Here is a 16,060-nt window from a genome sequence, read left to right on the forward strand (position 1 = left end):
TAATTCTCTTGAGCGTGAAAAACCCGGGCTTCCCATGGCCGTGCATCGCTAAAAGCTAAGCAGCATCGAAATCAAGTCTGGGCTCGGGTAGTGCCTTCAAGTCCGACCGGACGTCGCCCGCTGCACCGCGAGCGCGAGCTTGCCGCCGACTGCAGTCAAAGGGAGGCTGCCTGGACGGGGCCACTGCAGCCAACGGGGCGTTCCCGCGATCTATCGATAGCGATCGAAGCGGCGCGGCCGGTGAGACCGAGGGTTATCCCTTAATCCTCAATGCCGACGTGGTCAGCCCCGCGGCGCGCTACTGGTCGCCTCGGAGATGCCTTCCGCCAATTGACGCAGGAGCGGAACATAGCGTGTCGCGACCTCTCGGTCCGAGACTACGTTGCTTTGCAAAACGAGATTGATCGCGCCGATGGCATGCTCCCCGATCCGGATCGGAAACCCAATCGCAGTGACGCTCGATTCAGAAGCCCATTCGCCCCTGTTCATTGCGTAGCCGCGGCGCCGAGTCTCACGAATGACCCGCTTCACATAGCTGCTGTCGCGTGCCATTTCGCCGATGGCATCCGTGCGCTGCGCCAACAACCCCAGCGTGGCGATGCGTTCTTCATCGGCGCACCAACTCAACCACGCTCGCCCCAATGAGGAGACGAGCATCGGAATGCGAATCCCGATGGTGGCGCGGTGTTGCGAGAGCATGCTGACGCGATGGGTGGACTCCCTCACGATCATGAAGCCGGCATCCGGCGTGGCCAAGTCGCTGGGCCACGAGAGCGCCCGCAAATGTGCACGCATGGCAGGTGCCGCTACGCGGTCGATCCAGTCCGCGCCAACGTAGCCCTCGGAAAGCCGGCGCACCTCGAAGCCCAGCGCGTAGGAAGCGCCATCGTCCTTGTGGTGCACCAGGCCTTCTGACCTCAGCGTCTCCAGCAGCCGCTTGACGGTGGTTCGGTGAATGCCGGTGATGCGGGCGAGCTCGACGACGCCACCGATTCCACCCGGCAGCGCATTCAGCGCCCGCAGTACAGACAGCCCTCGGCTCAGGCCTCTGACTTCCCGATAGAGATGCTCCTGCGGAGCGCGTGCGGAGGTCGCCATTTCGTTGTCGGTTTGGTGCACCAGGTGCACCGACTATACGGCGCGGACTTGCGCTCGGACACTGACCCACGTCAGCAAAGAACCGCATCGGCCCCGAGAGGCCACCACCCGGAGACATGAAATGAGCATCACCCGACGCGCCCTGTGCACTTCGATCGCCCTCGGCCTCACCTTCTCGCCTGCCTTCGCGCAGGAGCCCTCCAAGCAACCCATTCGCGTCATCGTGCCGTACCCAGCGGGTGGCAACGCAGACTCGGCAGCGCGTGCGGTGGCCAACCTGGCCTCCGAAAGCCTGAAGCAGACGATCCTGATCGACAACCGCCCCGGCGCCTCTTCGATCATCGGCACCGAACTCGTCAGCCGCGCGCCGGCGGACGGCCTCACCATCGGTGTCGTCTCGGACTCGCACGCCATCAACCAGGTCATGGCGAAGAACCCCAAGGCCGCGGACATCCTGGGTGGCAAGGTGCCCTACGACGCGGTACGCGACTTCGTGCCGATCTCCGGAATGATCCTGGTGCCGCTGGTGCTGGTCGTGAGCCCGAAGGTTCCGGCGCGCACCGTCAAGGAAGTCGTGCAGCTGTCCAAGGGCGGCGACAAGTCGGGTCTGAACTTCGGCACGATGGGCACCGGCAGCCCGTGGTTCCTGCACATGCACCAGTTGCACGACCTGACGCAAGGCACGTTCGTCGACGTCCCTTACAAGGGCCTGGCGCCCGCGGCGACGGACCTCATCGCGGGCCAGATCGACATCATGGTGATGCCGGTCCACTACGCGCAGCAGTACGTCAAGACCGGCAAGCTGGTCGCGATCGCAACGCTTGGCGAGAAGCGCCACCCGCTCATGCCCGACGTGCCGACGCTCGCCGAGAGCGGCTATCCGGGCCTCGCGATCTCCAACTACCTGTATTTCGTCGCGCCCGCTGCGACGCCCAAGGCCACGGTCGATCGCTTGAGCAAAGCGTTCATCGCAGCACTCAAGGAGCCATCGATGAAGGACAAGTTGTCCGCCTCGGGCGACCCCTATCCGGCAGAGCCGGCCGAGTTGTCCGCGCGCCTGCGCAAGGACATCGACGCCTACGGCACCGTCATCCAAGCCACCCTGAAGTAAGAAAGAAGAGGATCCATCGTGAATCGACCGGAACAGTTCCAGACCGACGTGCTCGTGGTGGGCACGGGGCCCATGGGCGCGACGACCGCGTTGGCGCTGGCCACCTACGGCGTGCGCGTGCACGTGGTGAACCGCTTCAACTGGACAGCGAACACGCCGCGTGCGCACATCACGAATCAGCGCGCCGTCGAGGTGCTTCGGGATCTGGGCGTGGAGAAGGAAGCGCGCCTGGAAGCGACTCCCTGGGAGTGGATGGGGGACACCCTGTTCACCACCAGCCTCGCAGGCCCCGAGATTGCGCGCCTGCGCACCTGGGGCACAGGGGACGATCGCATCAGCGACTACCTGCAGGGCAGCCCCTGCACGATGCTCGACCTGCCGCAGGACAAGATGGAGCCTCTCCTGGTGAAGAATGCGGCCGCCCGTGGCGCCGTCTTCTCGTTCAACACGGAGTACCTGCGCCACGAGCAGGACAGCGAAGGTGTCACCGTCTTCCTGCAGGACAGGGCCACCGGGCGCGAGTACCAGGTCAGGGCACGCTACCTCGTCGGCGCGGACGGGGCGCGCTCGAAGGTGATGGACGACGCAGGCCTGCAGGTCGAAGGGCAGCTTGCACGTGCCGCGACTGCCTACGTTTTCTTCGAGGCGGATCTCTCGCGCTACGTCGCGCACCGGCCCAGCATCCTCTACTGGATCGTCACCTCCAACGCAGCTTTCGGCGAGATCGGGATGGGCCTGTTGCGCGCCATCAACCCGTGGGACGAGTGGATCGCGGGATGGGGTTTCGACATGAGCCAGGGCGAGCCCGATTTCTCCCCCGAAGAAGTCAAGCGCAAGGTGCGGTTGCTGGTGGGCGACCCCGACCTTGAGTTCGAGGTGAAGAGCACCTCGGTCTGGTACGTCAACCAGGCCCACGCGCCGATCTATTCCAAAGGACGTGTGTTCTGCGGCGGCGACGCGGTGCACCGCCACCCGCCGTCGTCAGGCCTTGGCTCCAACACATGCATGCAGGACGCTTTCAACCTGGCCTGGAAGCTCGCCTTCGTGGTCAAGGGCTACGCCGGTGAACGGTTGCTGGACTCGTACACGCTGGAGCGCGCGCCAGTCGGCGCGCAGATCGTCGCGCGTGCCAACCAGTCTCGCGTCGACTATGCACCGTTGAACCGGTGCTTCCGCGATGCCGATGCGGCCGATCCCGTCGAAGCGGGTCTGCAGAAGCTCGCTGACCCCGGCCCCGAGGGCCTTGCACGGCGGGCGGCATTGGCCGGCGCGCTCAAGGTCAAGAACTACGAATTCAATGCCCAGGGCGTCGAGCTCAACCAGCGCTGCGTGTCCGCAGCGGTGATACCGGATGCTGATGCGGCCGAGGAGGCCTGGAGGCGCGATCCGCAACTTCACGTCCAGGCTACTACGCGACCAGGCGCGAAGTTGCCCCACGCCTGGTTGGTTGGCGGCGATGGCCGCCGCGTGTCCACGCTCGACCTGGTCGGCAAAGGATGCTTCACCCTGCTGACGGGGATCGCTGGCAGGGCCTGGGTGGAAGCGGCTGCGACGATGGCCCGCCCGTATCTGCGAACGCTGGTCGTCGGAACTGCGGGCGCCCTGGACTCCTACTGCAGCTGGCAGGAACTGCGCGAAGTGGACGAGGCCGGCGCAATCCTCGTGCGGCCCGATGGCGTCGTGGCTTGGCGTCAACACGCAGCCGCCACTGACGTGGACGCTGCAAAGGTTGCGCTGGAGCGCGCCCTCGCTGCTTTGCTCGACGCAGAACCAGTGGCGGATCGCCCATGACCCGCCGCGCGTTCCTCGGGATGTCCCATTCGCCGTTGATGGGGCTGAACCCGGTTCCTCCTGCGGTCGAGAGCGACTTGAAGGCCGCGATTGCCACGGCGCGCGCGCATGTCCTGAGGTTCAATCCGGAGCTCATCGTGTTGGTGGCGCCAGATCACTACAACGGCTTCTTCAACGAACTCATGCCGCCGTTCTGCCTCGGCACGCAAGCCCGTGCGGTCGGCGACTACCTCTCGCCCGCAGGTGACCTCAACGTCGATGCCTCCATCGCGGAGGCCTTGGCCACGCACCTGATGGAGGAAGACTTCGACATCGCGGTGTCACGGCGCATGGAAGTCGACCATGGGTTCTCCCAGGCACTTCAGTTGCTGTGGGGCGGCCTGGCGACGCCGCCTGTTGTTCCGCTGTTCATGAATGCGGTGGCACAACCCGGGATTCCACGCCTGCGCCGCTGCCGTGCGCTTGGCCAGGCCATCGGCAGGTATCTGGACGGGCGTCCGGAAAGAACCTTGCTCATCGGCTCGGGCGGTCTGTCGCATGAGCCGCCGGTACCGACGTTGACCCACCCCGATCCCGCGGTGCGCGAGCGCATCACCGTCAAGCGCGAGCCCACGCCCGCCGACCGAGAAGCGAAGACGCAGCGCGTCATGGCCGCGGGGCGGGCGCTGGCCGAAGGTTCCAGCGCCATGAAACCCATCAACCCGGCGTGGGACCGCCGCTGGATGGACCTCCTGCCGCAAGGCACCGCGGGCCTGGACGAGCTTTGCGCGTGGACCGAGCAAAGCATCGAGCAAGAGGGCGGCCTGTCCGCTCACGAATCGAAGACTTGGCTGGTCGCTCGCAGCGCGCTGCGCACCGACCAGGCCATTCCCTGCACCTTCCGCCACTACCAGCCCATCCCGGAATACATCGCCGGCTTCGGCCTGATGTTTCTCGAACAGCCATCTCCTCAGTGAAAGCGAACACCATGGACAAACGAATCGAACAATGGGCCGAGCGCCTGCGCCAGGCGGAGCAACAGCGCGAACCGATCCCGCCACTGCGCGAGGAGATCGGCGACGACGCTGGTGGCGAGCTCGCCTACGCCGTTCAGCAGGCCAACGTCGCGCATGCTGTCGCTCACGGGCGCCGCGTTGTCGGGCGAAAGATCGGGCTCACCTCCCTGGCCGTGCAGAAACAACTGGGCGTCGACCAGCCCGACTTCGGTACGCTGTACGCCGACATGCTCTACGGCGACGACGAGATCGTGCCGCTGTCGCGCACGTTGCAACCCAAGGTCGAGGCCGAGGTCGCATTGGTACTCGAACGCGACCTGCCGGCGGCAGACACGACCCTCATCGAGCTGATGAGTGCCGTCGCCTACGTGCTGCCGGCGATCGAGATCGTCGGCAGCCGTATCGCGAACTGGAACATCCGGTTCACCGACACCGTTGCGGACAACGCCTCCAGCGGCCTGGTGGTGCTCGGGGGCGTGCCCACGAAGCTCGACGGCCTGGACCTGAAGTTCTCCAAGATGACCATGCAACGCGGCGAAGAGTCCGTGTCGAGCGGAAGTGGCGAGGCCTGTCTTGGTCATCCCCTCAATGCCGCTGTCTGGCTGGCCCGAAAGCTCGCCGCGCTGGGACAACCGCTGCGTGCTGGAGACCTGGTCCTCACGGGGGCCCTGGGTCCGATGGTGCCTGTCGTCGCAGGCGATCGCTTCGAAGCGCGCATCGAAGGCGTCGGCACCGTCCGCGCGCGTTTCGGCAACGAGTAACAGGCGAAACGCTCCTTCTTCATTCACACCGGCAGCCCGTGGGCTGCGAGAGGTATTCATGACACGAAAACTCAAGGCCGCCATCATCGGCAGCGGCAACATCGGGACGGACCTGATGATCAAGATCCTGCGGCACGGCAGGCACATCGAAATGGGCGCGATGGTGGGCATCGACCCCGCATCCGACGGCCTGGCGCGTGCCACGCGCATGGGCGTGGCCACAACGCACGAAGGCGTGGCTGGCCTGGTGAGGCTGCCGGTGTTCGCGGACATCGACGTGGTGTTCGACGCCACCTCCGCGGGGGCGCATGTCAAGAACGATGCGTTTCTGCGCAAGCACAAGCCAGAGATTCGCCTGATCGACCTGACGCCCGCGGCCATCGGCCCGTACTGCATCCCGGTCGTCAACGGTAGCGCGCACCTCGACGCGCCGAACGTCAACATGGTGACCTGCGGCGGCCAGGCCACCATTCCGATGGTGGCGGCGGTGTCCCGGGTCGCGAAGGTTCACTACGGCGAGATCGTCGCGAGCATCTCGAGCAAGAGCGCCGGGCCGGGCACGCGCGCCAACATCGACGAGTTCACCGAGACCACCTCGAAGGCCATCGAGGTCGTCGGCGGCGCGGCGAAGGGCAAGGCCATCATCGTGCTGAATCCGGCCGAGCCGCCGCTGATGATGCGCGACACCGTCTACACGCTCAGCGAGCTGGCTGACGAGGACGCGATTGCCGACTCCGTCGAGCGCATGGCCAATGACGTGCAGGCCTATGTGCCCGGCTACCGCCTCAAGCAGCGGGTGCAGTTCGACAGGATCGAGCCCGATAGCCCGATCCGCATTCCCGGCGTGGGCGCGCAGCTGCACGGCCTGAAGACCTCGATCTTCCTGGAGGTCGAGGGCGCTGCCCACTACCTCCCGGCCTACGCCGGCAACCTCGACATCATGACCAGCGCCGCGCTGCGCACCGCCGAATCGATGGCAGTGCGGATGCTCGCGCCCGAAAGCGCCTGAAGGAACTACCGTGAGCGACCCAACCAAGAAGATCTACATCTCGGACGTGACCCTGCGCGACGGCAGCCACGCGATCCGCCATCAATACAGCGTTGAACAGGCCAAGCAGATCGCCAAGGCGCTGGACGATGCGAAGGTCGACTCCATCGAAGTCGCACACGGCGATGGCCTGCAAGGCGGCAGCTTCAACTACGGCTTCGGCGCGCACACCGATGTGGAGTGGATCGAGGCTGTGGCCAGCGTCATCCGCCACGCCAGGATCGCGACGCTGCTGCTGCCAGGCATCGGCACCGTGCACGACCTCAAGGCCGCTTACGACGCAGGGGCGCGCATCGTTCGCGTTGCCACCCACTGCACCGAAGCGGACATCTCGCGCCAGCACATCGAATACGCACGCCATCTCGGCATGGAGGCGGTGGGCTTCCTGATGATGAGCCACATGACCACGCCGCAGGCGCTGGCCGAACAAGCCAAGCTCATGGAGAGCTACGGCGCCACCTGCTGCTACGTAGTCGACTCCGGCGGCGCGCTGAGCATGAACGACGTGCGCGACCGGTTCCGTGCGTTCAAGGACACCTTGAAGCCGGAAACGCAGACCGGCATGCACGCTCACCACAACCTCAGCCTGGGCGTGGCCAATTCGATCGTCGCGGTGGAGGAAGGGTGCGATCGCGTCGATGCGAGTCTCGCGGGCATGGGAGCAGGCGCCGGCAATGCACCGCTCGAGGTGTTCATCGCTGCGGCTGCACGGCTTGGCTGGGAACACGGCACTGACCTCTACAAGCTCATGGACGCGGCAGACGACATCGTGCGCCCATTGCAGGACCGCCCCGTACGCGTGGATCGCGAAACGCTTGCCCTCGGATACGCCGGTGTCTATTCCAGCTTCTTGCGGCACTCCGAGGTGGCCGCGAAGAAGTACGGGCTGAAGACCGTCGACATCCTCGTCGAGCTCGGCAAGCGCCGCATGGTCGGCGGTCAGGAAGACATGATCGTCGACGTGGCGCTCGATCTCCTGGCGAACAAGCCTGCTCGATCCGGATCACCCGCGGTGGCCTCTGCAGCCCTCGCCAGTTCCTGAGATCTCCTTGAAAGACAGCACCACATGACCACCGAAACCACGACCATCACCGACGCATCGACCAGCCGCCTCGTACGAATCAAGGAGGGCGATCTCGACCTGCAGCTCCACTACAACGATGCCGGCGAAGGCGAGCAGACCGTCGTCATGCTGCACGGCTCCGGCCCGGGCGCGAGTGGTTGGTCGAACTTCCATCGCAACGTCGAGCCGCTGGTCTCGGCCGGCTACCGGGTCGTCCTCATGGATGCACCTGGCTGGAGCAAGAGCGACCCGATCGTCTCGAAGGGATCGCGCTCCGATCTCAACGCCACGGCCTTGAAAGGCCTGCTCGATGTCCTGAAGATCGACAAGGCCCACCTCATCGGGAACTCGATGGGCGGCCACAGCGCCGTGGCATTCGCTCTTGCGAATCCGTCGCGCGTCGGCAAGCTCGTGCTCATGGGCGGCGGCACCGGCGGCGCCAGCTCCTTCGTTCCCATGCCGACCGAAGGCATCAAGCTGATCGGTGCGCTGTACCGCGATCCCAGCATCGAGAACCTCAAGCGGATGATGAATGTGTTCGTGTACGACACGAGTGCTCTCACCGAGGACCTCTTCCGGCTGCGCCTGGAGAACATGTTGTCGCGCCGCGAACACCTCGAGAACTTCGTCAAGAGCGCCGAAGCCAACCCGAAGCAGTTCCCCGATGTGGGTCATCGGCTGGGCGAAATCTCGGCCGAGACGCTGGTGATCTGGGGTCGTGACGATCGCTTCGTGCCGCTGGACACCGGTCTGCGCCTTGTTGCAGGGCTTCAGAAGGCCGACCTGCACGTGTTCAGCCGTTGCGGCCATTGGGCGCAGTGGGAGCACGCCGAGAAATTCAACCGCATGGTGGTCGAGTTCCTGGGCCGCTGAGCGCCGAAAACGTTCCCTTTGCGGAAGGCCGTCATCGGTCCTTCGCCCCAATCGCGCCTTCCCCCCGGGGCGCGTCAAGTACCGGGCTACTGCGAATCTAGGAGACAAAAATGACGAAGTCGATGCGTGCTGCGCGCCTGCATGTCGAGGGCCAGCCTTTCCAGGTTGATACCGTTCCTGTTCCCGAGGTCAGGCCTACAGACGTGCTGGTCGAAGTGAAAGCTGCCGGCGTGGTGCCGAACCTGCGCAACGTCGTGACCCACTACTCGCAGTGGTTTCCGTTCCTGCCGCTGCCTCGCCTGCCTGCGATCTACGGCCTCGACTCGGCCGGCGTCGTCTCGGCGGTGGGCAGTCAGGTGCGCTCGGTCAAGGTGGGTGATCGTGTTTACGTGAATCCGGGCCTGTCCTGTGGCAACTGCACGGCATGCCGGCGCGGCGAGCACATCAACTGCACGGCCTATACCTTCCAGGGGTACTTTGGCTTCGGTCCCGGCTCGCAGCAGATCTTCGAGGACTACCCCTATGGCGGCTTCGGTCAGTACCTCACGGCCCCGGCTGCGAACCTGGTCAAGCTGCATGACAGCATCACGTTCGAGCAAGGCGCTCGCTTTGGCTATCTCGGCACTTCGTACTCGGCGCTTCGCAAGGCGAATTTCGCGCCTGGGCAAACGCTGCTCGTAGACGGCGGCACCGGCACGCTTGGCTTGGGCGCAGTCATCCTTGCACTTGCGATGGGCGCGTCCAGGATCTTCGCGACGGGTCGCAACACCGGTCTGCTCGAGAAGCTCGGCAGCCTCGATCCACGCATCGTCCCGATCGAGCTCGGCAAGCGGCCGACAGCCGAGATCGTCATGGAAGCAACAGGCGGGTACGGCGTCGATGTGTTGATCGAGGCGCTGGGCCCCAACGCAGCGCCTGCGACGGTCCTCGACTCGTTCAATGCGCTTCGCCGCGGTGGCAAGGCCATCAACATCGGCGGCGTTGCAGAGCCGATCCCGCTCGAGCCTTTCCCGTTGATGTGCCTGCAGAAGTCGTACATCGGCTCGCTGTGGTTCTCGACCGCCGAAGGCCAGGACATGGCCGACATGGCCCATGCGGGCACGTTGGACCTTGGCGTCTTCGAGCACGAGCGCTTCTCGCTCGACCAGGTGAACGAAGCCCTCGAAGCAGTAGACAAGCGCGGTGGTGGCTTCACCAACGTCGTGATCATGCACTGAGCACCAGATCAAGGAGAACGACCATGGATACCAGACGCATAGTCACCGGCCACAGCGCCACGGGAAAGTCAGTCTTCGTATCGGATACGACGGCGCCGAGAAATCACAAGTTCAAACACGTCCCGGGCTTCGAGACCGCGCTCGTGTGGAGCACGGAGCCTGGCGGTGTGGTGCCCGCATCCGATGGGGACCCCGCCGAGCAGGCGACGTCCTGGGTACCGCAAGCGGACGGAACACGGCTCATGGTGGTCACGTTCCCGCCGGACAGCGTGATGGGATCGCCTGACTTCGATCCCGCGGCCGCAGGGGGTGAATACATGCAGGCCATCCCGGGTCTGGCGGAGCGGTTCGAGATGGAAAGCCCGGGCATGCACACGACGGATACCGTGGACTACGCGGTGCTGCTCGATGGCGAGCTTCACCTTGAGCTCGACGATGGTCAAAGCAAGAAGCTCGTGCGCCATGACATCGTCGTGCAGCAAGGTACACGGCACGCGTGGCGCAACCTGAGCACTGCGCCGGCGACGGTTCTCTTCATCTTGGTTGGCGCAGAGAGAAAACGCTAGACCCGACTGTTGGTTCAAGTCATCGGGGCGGCAGACGATCCTTCGATAAGCCGAAAGGACCGACCGCTGTCCTGCAAAGCCGACGTTCAGACTGACCGCCCCCATGCCAGCATCGGGTCCGCTCCAGACATGGCGGTTGGCCGCCGCTTCGGCCTTGGCTGTCTTCTCCTCACGATCAGACAAAGAAAAACCCGCTGCCCCTAGAGAGGCGGCGGGTTCTGGGATGACGCGAGACGACTTGATTTGTTTTCGTGGTGCCTTCGACAGGAATCGAACCTGTATCTGAGTCTTAGGAGGACCCCGTTCTATCCATTGAACTACGAAGACGACTGGCGCGAGGGGCTCGGTGCCCGGCCGGCGAGGGGTTGCCGGTGCGCGCCGCGATTTTATAGGGTTCCCGGCGGCGCTTCGCTGCACCGCAAAAAACCGGCCAGCGCGGGCTAACCCCGATACGAAATCTCCAAGAAGTTGACCTCGGTCAAGTTGGCGCTTCCCGCCTGCGCGCAACATCCGCCCTGTTCGTATCTCCGCTCAGATCCAACAATAACAAAGGGCGCACCCTACACCGACTGGAGACAAACATGACGATGAAGAACATCGCTTCGCACGCCCGCGGCTGGCCTGCGAAAGCCATTGGCGCGGCCGTGCTGGCACTGGGCGCCACCACAGTTGCCACTCCTGCGTTCGCCTGGGAACCCACCAAGCCGGTGGAGTTCGTGATCCCCGCCGGCACCGGCGGCGGCGCCGACCAGATGGGGCGCCTGCTGCAGGGCATCGTCATCAAGTACAAGCTCATGAAAGAGCCGCTCATCGTGGTCAACAAGTCGGGCGGCGCGGGCGCCGAGGGCTTTCTGGCGGTGAAGGAGGCCAAGGGCGATCCGCACAAGATCATCATCTCGCTGTCCAACCTGTTCACCACGCCCATGGCCACCGGCGTGCCCTTCAACTGGAAGGACATGACGCCCGTCGCGATGCTGGCACTGGACCAGTTCGTGCTGTGGACCAACGTCGACGCGCCCTACAAGACCGCCGGCGAATACATCGCGGCCACCAAGGCCGCGGGCCCCAACAAGTTCAAGATGGCCGGCACCGGCTCCAAGCAGGAAGACCAGATCATCACCGTCGCGCTCGAGAAAGCCACGGGCACCAAGTTCATCTACGTGCCCTTCAAGGGCGGCGGCGAAGTGGCGGTGCAGCTGGTGGGCGGCCATGTGCATTCCACGGTCAACAACCCGATCGAGGCGGTGGCGCAATGGCGCGCCGGCAAGCTGCGCGCGCTGTGCGTGTTCGACGACGAGCGCATGCCCTTCAAGGCCAAGGTGACCGACACGCAATCGTGGAACGACGTGCCCACCTGCAAGGAAGCGGGCGTGCCCACCAAGTACACGATGCTGCGCGGCATCTTCATGCCCGCCGGCGTCACGCCCGAGCAGCTGAAGTTCTACACGGACCTCCTGACCAAGGTGGCCGCCACGCCGGAGTGGAAGGAATACATGGAGAAGGGTGCCTTCAACCCGACCTTCATGACCGGCAAGCCCTTCGCCGACTGGCTCACCACGGCCGAGGCGACGCACCGCACGCTGATGTCCGACGCGGGCTTCCTGGCCAGCAACAAGTAGGCCGGATCTGCGGCCGATCGGTTGACGACCGTTCGGGCCGAGCTCGTCGAAGCCTCGCGCGGCGCTTCGACAGGCTCGGCGTGAACGGGTTGGGGACCATCGGCGCAAACGGGCTCTGGTCTGCCAGCGTGCGTCGATCAACGCGCTGTCTGTCCTTCTTTCTCTCACACACACATACGACGGGGGCTCCATGGAGCACGAAGAAATTTCCGATGGGGCGGCGCGTTCGGGCGTCGCCACCTACGTGGTCGAGGCGGTGGTGGCGCTGCTGCTGCTGATCATCGGACTGGTGGTGGTGTTCGAGGCCCGCAAGCTCGGCGCGGGCTGGACGAGCGACGGGCCGGGGTCGGGCTACTTCCCGTTCTTCATCGGCGTGATCATCACGATCTCGGGCGCGGGCATCCTGTACCAGGCACTGCTCGGCAAGAACCGCAACACCGAGGTGTTCGTCGATTCGGTGCAGCTCAAACGCGTGCTCTCGGTGCTGGTGCCGGCCACCGTGTACGTGCTGGCGATCACCTTCGTGGGGCTGTATGTCGCATCGGCGATCTACATCGCGCTTTTCATGATCGTGCTGGGCAAGTACTCGTGGGGCAAGAGCGTGATCGCCGCGCTGGCCGTGAACACGGTCTTCTTCTGCATGTTCGAGGTGTGGTTCAAGGTGCCGCTTTTCAAAGGCGCGCTCGACCCCCTCCGGTTCCTTGGCTACTAGAACTCACGGAGCACAGCGAAATGGACGAAATCAGCGCCCTGATGCAGGGCTTTGCAGTGATCCTGACCCCGATGAACATCGCGTTGATGTTCGTGGGGATCATTCTTGGCGTGCTCATCGGCGTGCTGCCGGGGCTGGGCGGCGCCAACGGGGTGGCGATTTTGCTGCCCCTCACGTTCACGATGTCGCCGACCTCGGCCATCATCATGTTGTCGTGCATCTACTGGGGTGCGTTGTTCGGCGGGGCGATCACCTCGATCCTGTTCAACATTCCCGGCGAACCATGGTCGGTTGCGACAACCTTCGACGGCTACCCGATGGCCCAGCAGGGCAACGCGGGCGCCGCGCTCACCACGGCCTTCACCTCGTCGTTCGTGGGCGCCTTCATCGCGGTGGTGATGATCACCTTCCTCGCGCCGCTGGTGGCCAAGTTCGCGCTCAAGTTCGGCTCGCCCGAATTCTTCGCGGTGTACCTGCTCACCTTCTGCAGCTTCGTGGGCATGGGCAAGGGGTCGCCCTTCAAGATCCTCGCCTCGATGGCACTGGGCTTCGCGCTCGCCTCGGTCGGCATGGACACGGTCACGGGCCAGCTGCGCCTGACTTTCGGCCAGCCCGAGCTGATGCGCGGCTTCGACTTCCTGATCGCGGTGATCGGCCTCTTCGGCATCGGCGAGATCCTGCTGTCGATGGAAGAGGGCCTGAAGTTCTCCGGCAAGAGCGCCAAGATCGATCCGAAGGTGGTGCTGCAAACGTGGAAGCAGCTGCCGCAGTACTGGGTCACGTCGCTGCGCAGCTCGCTCATCGGCATCTGGATGGGCATCACGCCCGGCGGCGCCACGCCGGCTTCGTTCATGGCCTACGGTCTTGCGAAGAAGATGTCCAAGAAGGGCTCCAAGTTCGGCACCGGCCAGATGGAAGGCGTCGTCGCCCCCGAGACCGCGGCGCACGCCGCGGGCACCAGCGCGCTGCTGCCCATGCTGGCACTGGGCATCCCCGGTTCGCCGACCGCCGCGGTGCTGCTGGGCGGCCTCCTGATCTGGGGCCTGCAGCCCGGGCCGCTGCTGTTCACCGAGCAGAAGGACTTCGTCTGGGGCCTCATCGCCAGCATGTACCTGGGCAACATCGTGGGCCTGATCGTGGTGCTAAGCACGGTGCCTCTGTTCGCCTCGATCCTGCGCATTCCGTTCTCGATCATCGCGCCGGTGATCATCGTGATCTGCGCGATCGGTGCCTACACCGTGCACAACGCGATGCTCGACATCTGGTTCATGCTCGGCTTCGGCGTCATCGGCTACCTGTTCAAGAAGCTGGATTTCCCGCTCGCGCCGCTGGTGCTCGCACTGGTGCTCGGGGACAAGGCCGAAGACTCGTTCCGCCAGGCCATGCTGGTCTCGCAAGGCGACGTGATGATCATGTTCTCCAACCCGCTGGTGGGCGGCATCACGACGCTGGCCCTGGTGCTCCTGTTCTGGCCGCTGATCTCCAAGGGCATCGCCCTCATCAAGCCGCCCAAGAAGCCCGACGAGTTTGCGGTCGAGCGGCCCGTGGATTGAGCGAAGGAACACGAACATGCCAGTCATCGCACTGACCCAGGAGATGGGTTCCCTTGCCAAGGACGTGTCGGTCAAGCTCGCCGAAACGCTCTCGCTCGCCGTGATGCGCCACGAGGTCATCGACCACGTGGCCGAGAAGATGCAGGTCTCCAAGAGCCTCATCGGGCGCCTGCGCGGCGGCAAGGCGGGCTTGCTGGAGCGCCTGAAGACCGACCAGCGCAGCGTCGCGCTCTACACCGCCGACGAGCTCTTCGCGCTCGCCGACCGCGGCAACGTGGTGCTGCGCGGATGGGGCGCAACGTGCCTCTTGCGGCCTGTGCCGCACGTGGTGTGCGTGCGCATCACGCGCTCGCTCGACAAGCGCGTCGAGTGGCTCATGGGCGACCTCGAAACCGACGATGCCGCGTTCGCCGAAGCCGAGATCCGCCGCAGCGACCAGGCGCACGCGGCGCGCATGCATGCGCAGTTCGGGGTGACGTGGGGCGACCCGGTGCTCTACGACCTGGTGCTCAACACCGACCGTGTGACCGTCGACAGCTGCGTCGAGCAGATCCGCCAGCTGGTCGCGCGCCCCGAGTTCGCGGAAACGCCCGAATCGCGCACGCTGCTGAAAAACATGGCGCTGCAGGCGCGCGTGAAAGCGGCGTTGAAGGAGCAGGTGGAGACGAGCGACATCCGCGTGACGGTCGATGCGAACCAGGGCGAGGTGATCCTGCGCGGCATCGTCTTGAACTCGGAAGAACGGGCGCAGACCGAAGCGGTGGCGGCCGCTGTGACCGGCGTCACCGGCGTGCACAACCAGTTGCGCCTGATGGCCACTTCGCGGCGCTTCGCATCAGCCAAGCAGACCTGACTTCAGGCAGCCGCAACAAACCAGCGGCGTGCCCGAGTGCGCAGGGCACCGGGTGCTCCCCGCAGCGAAATCAAGGAGGAGGGGCGAAGCCCCGGGGGACATTCGCGGAGGGGAGCACCCGGTGGCCTGTGCACCCGCCCCGAACGACCCCGCAAAAACCTAGATCTTCCCGCGCTTGCGCAGCCGACTAAGGGTTTCTGCGGAGAGGTTCAGATACGAAGCCAGCTCCTTGCTGGGAATCCGGTCTTCCAGCTCCGGGTGCTTGCGCATGAACCGGTGCACCCGCCCCGGCGCATCCAGCAGATGCAGCGTGATCGTGTGCGCCATGATCTCGCTCATCCCCTTCATCACCAGGTACTCGAACAGCTCCTTCGTCTCGGAGTGCCTGTTCAAAAAGGTGATCCATTCCTTCAGCGGCAGGCTCGCCACGCGGGCCTTGGTGACGCACACGATGCCGTAGGGCGTCGGCGTGCCCAGCCGCAGCGCCGCGTAGCTCGTTTCCATGTCGTGCTCGTCGGCGAAGCGAAGGATCATTTCCTTGCCTTCGGGGTTGCTCACGACGCGTTTGAGGATGCCGTCGAGGATGAAGTACTGCTCCATCTCGCGCACCCCCTGGTGCAACAGGAAATCGCCCTTGTTGCCGTCCACGATCACGAGGTGGGCTTCCAGTTCGGCGCGGTCGCTCTCGCTCAGGTCCTTGAGCAGGACGTTCTGCCGGAGCTGCGCGCGAATGATGTTTTTTTCCGGGTGGTTTTCCAACAACGTCATGGGTCCCGTCTTGCTCGAATTCGCAACAACTT

At 64.8% G+C, this 16,060-nt stretch carries 15 protein-coding genes and 1 tRNA gene; 13 read left to right on the top strand and 3 right to left on the bottom strand.

All coding sequences use genetic code 11. The annotated features are described in order from the left end of the window. Window positions 1-282: 282 nt before the first annotated feature. Window positions 283-1,098 carry a DNA-binding transcriptional regulator gene (locus ACZYRS_RS05920; protein ID WP_463418491.1) on the bottom strand — a complete coding sequence of 272 codons (816 nt, stop codon included), beginning with the start codon at window positions 1,096-1,098 and terminating at the stop codon, window positions 283-285. Window positions 1,099-1,219: 121 nt separating this feature from the next. On the opposite strand from ACZYRS_RS05920, the gene ACZYRS_RS05925 reads away from it, so the two are divergent. The 9 genes from ACZYRS_RS05925 to ACZYRS_RS05965 all read left to right on the top strand — a co-directional run bounded on the left by ACZYRS_RS05925 (window position 1,220) and on the right by ACZYRS_RS05965 (window position 10,523). Next, window positions 1,220-2,209, top strand: coding sequence for a Bug family tripartite tricarboxylate transporter substrate binding protein (locus tag ACZYRS_RS05925; protein ID WP_463418492.1), 990 nt, complete (start codon window positions 1,220-1,222; stop codon window positions 2,207-2,209). Between the two features lie 18 nt (window positions 2,210-2,227). Next, the gene (locus ACZYRS_RS05930) at window positions 2,228-4,000 is read left to right on the top strand and encodes an FAD-dependent monooxygenase (RefSeq protein WP_463418493.1); all 1,773 of its coding nucleotides are present in this window, start codon (window positions 2,228-2,230) and stop codon (window positions 3,998-4,000) included. Further along, on the top strand, window positions 3,997-4,956 hold the full coding sequence (locus tag ACZYRS_RS05935) for a 3-carboxyethylcatechol 2,3-dioxygenase (protein WP_463418494.1): 960 nt from the start codon (window positions 3,997-3,999) through the stop codon (window positions 4,954-4,956). The genes ACZYRS_RS05930 and ACZYRS_RS05935 overlap by 4 nt, the downstream gene beginning before the upstream one ends. An 11-nt stretch (window positions 4,957-4,967) precedes the next feature. Further along, complete coding sequence (gene mhpD / locus ACZYRS_RS05940) at window positions 4,968-5,756, top strand: 2-keto-4-pentenoate hydratase (protein WP_463418495.1); 789 nt, start codon at window positions 4,968-4,970, stop codon at window positions 5,754-5,756. A gap of 58 nt (window positions 5,757-5,814) precedes the next feature. Next, window positions 5,815-6,765 carry an acetaldehyde dehydrogenase (acetylating) gene (locus ACZYRS_RS05945; RefSeq protein WP_463418496.1) on the top strand — a complete coding sequence of 317 codons (951 nt, stop codon included), beginning with the start codon at window positions 5,815-5,817 and terminating at the stop codon, window positions 6,763-6,765. Window positions 6,766-6,775: 10 nt separating this feature from the next. After that, entirely contained in the window at window positions 6,776-7,846 is a 1,071-nt protein-coding gene (gene dmpG, locus ACZYRS_RS05950) for a 4-hydroxy-2-oxovalerate aldolase (RefSeq protein WP_463418497.1), read from the top strand. A 24-nt stretch (window positions 7,847-7,870) separates the two neighbouring features. Continuing rightward, entirely contained in the window at window positions 7,871-8,740 is an 870-nt protein-coding gene (locus ACZYRS_RS05955) for an alpha/beta fold hydrolase (protein WP_463418498.1), read from the top strand. 110 nt (window positions 8,741-8,850) lie between these two features. Then, window positions 8,851-9,957, top strand: coding sequence for an alcohol dehydrogenase catalytic domain-containing protein (locus ACZYRS_RS05960; protein WP_463418499.1), 1,107 nt, complete (start codon window positions 8,851-8,853; stop codon window positions 9,955-9,957). A 23-nt stretch (window positions 9,958-9,980) separates the two neighbouring features. Continuing rightward, window positions 9,981-10,523, top strand: coding sequence for a cupin domain-containing protein (locus ACZYRS_RS05965; protein ID WP_463418500.1), 543 nt, complete (start codon window positions 9,981-9,983; stop codon window positions 10,521-10,523). 252 nt (window positions 10,524-10,775) lie between these two features. On the opposite strand, the gene ACZYRS_RS05970 is transcribed toward ACZYRS_RS05965, so the two are convergent. Beyond that, window positions 10,776-10,850: transfer RNA gene (locus ACZYRS_RS05970), tRNA-Arg, on the bottom strand. Window positions 10,851-11,110: 260 nt separating this feature from the next. On the opposite strand from ACZYRS_RS05970, the gene ACZYRS_RS05975 reads away from it, so the two are divergent. From ACZYRS_RS05975 to ACZYRS_RS05990, 4 genes are all read left to right on the top strand, one after another. Beyond that, entirely contained in the window at window positions 11,111-12,142 is a 1,032-nt protein-coding gene (locus ACZYRS_RS05975) for a Bug family tripartite tricarboxylate transporter substrate binding protein (protein WP_463422458.1), read from the top strand. Window positions 12,143-12,332: 190 nt separating this feature from the next. Then, on the top strand, window positions 12,333-12,854 hold the full coding sequence (locus ACZYRS_RS05980) for a tripartite tricarboxylate transporter TctB family protein (RefSeq protein ID WP_463418501.1): 522 nt from the start codon (window positions 12,333-12,335) through the stop codon (window positions 12,852-12,854). A 20-nt stretch (window positions 12,855-12,874) separates the two neighbouring features. Beyond that, window positions 12,875-14,407, top strand: coding sequence for a tripartite tricarboxylate transporter permease (locus tag ACZYRS_RS05985; protein WP_198786544.1), 1,533 nt, complete (start codon window positions 12,875-12,877; stop codon window positions 14,405-14,407). Window positions 14,408-14,423: 16 nt separating this feature from the next. Continuing rightward, complete coding sequence (locus ACZYRS_RS05990) at window positions 14,424-15,260, top strand: cytidylate kinase family protein (protein ID WP_463418502.1); 837 nt, start codon at window positions 14,424-14,426, stop codon at window positions 15,258-15,260. A 159-nt stretch (window positions 15,261-15,419) separates the two neighbouring features. Here ACZYRS_RS05990 and ACZYRS_RS05995 read toward each other — a convergent pair whose 3' ends face one another. After that, window positions 15,420-16,028, bottom strand: coding sequence for a Crp/Fnr family transcriptional regulator (locus tag ACZYRS_RS05995; protein ID WP_463418503.1), 609 nt, complete (start codon window positions 16,026-16,028; stop codon window positions 15,420-15,422). Between the last annotated feature and the right edge of the window lie 32 nt (window positions 16,029-16,060).

The organism is Variovorax sp. AC194, from assembly GCF_979257995.1.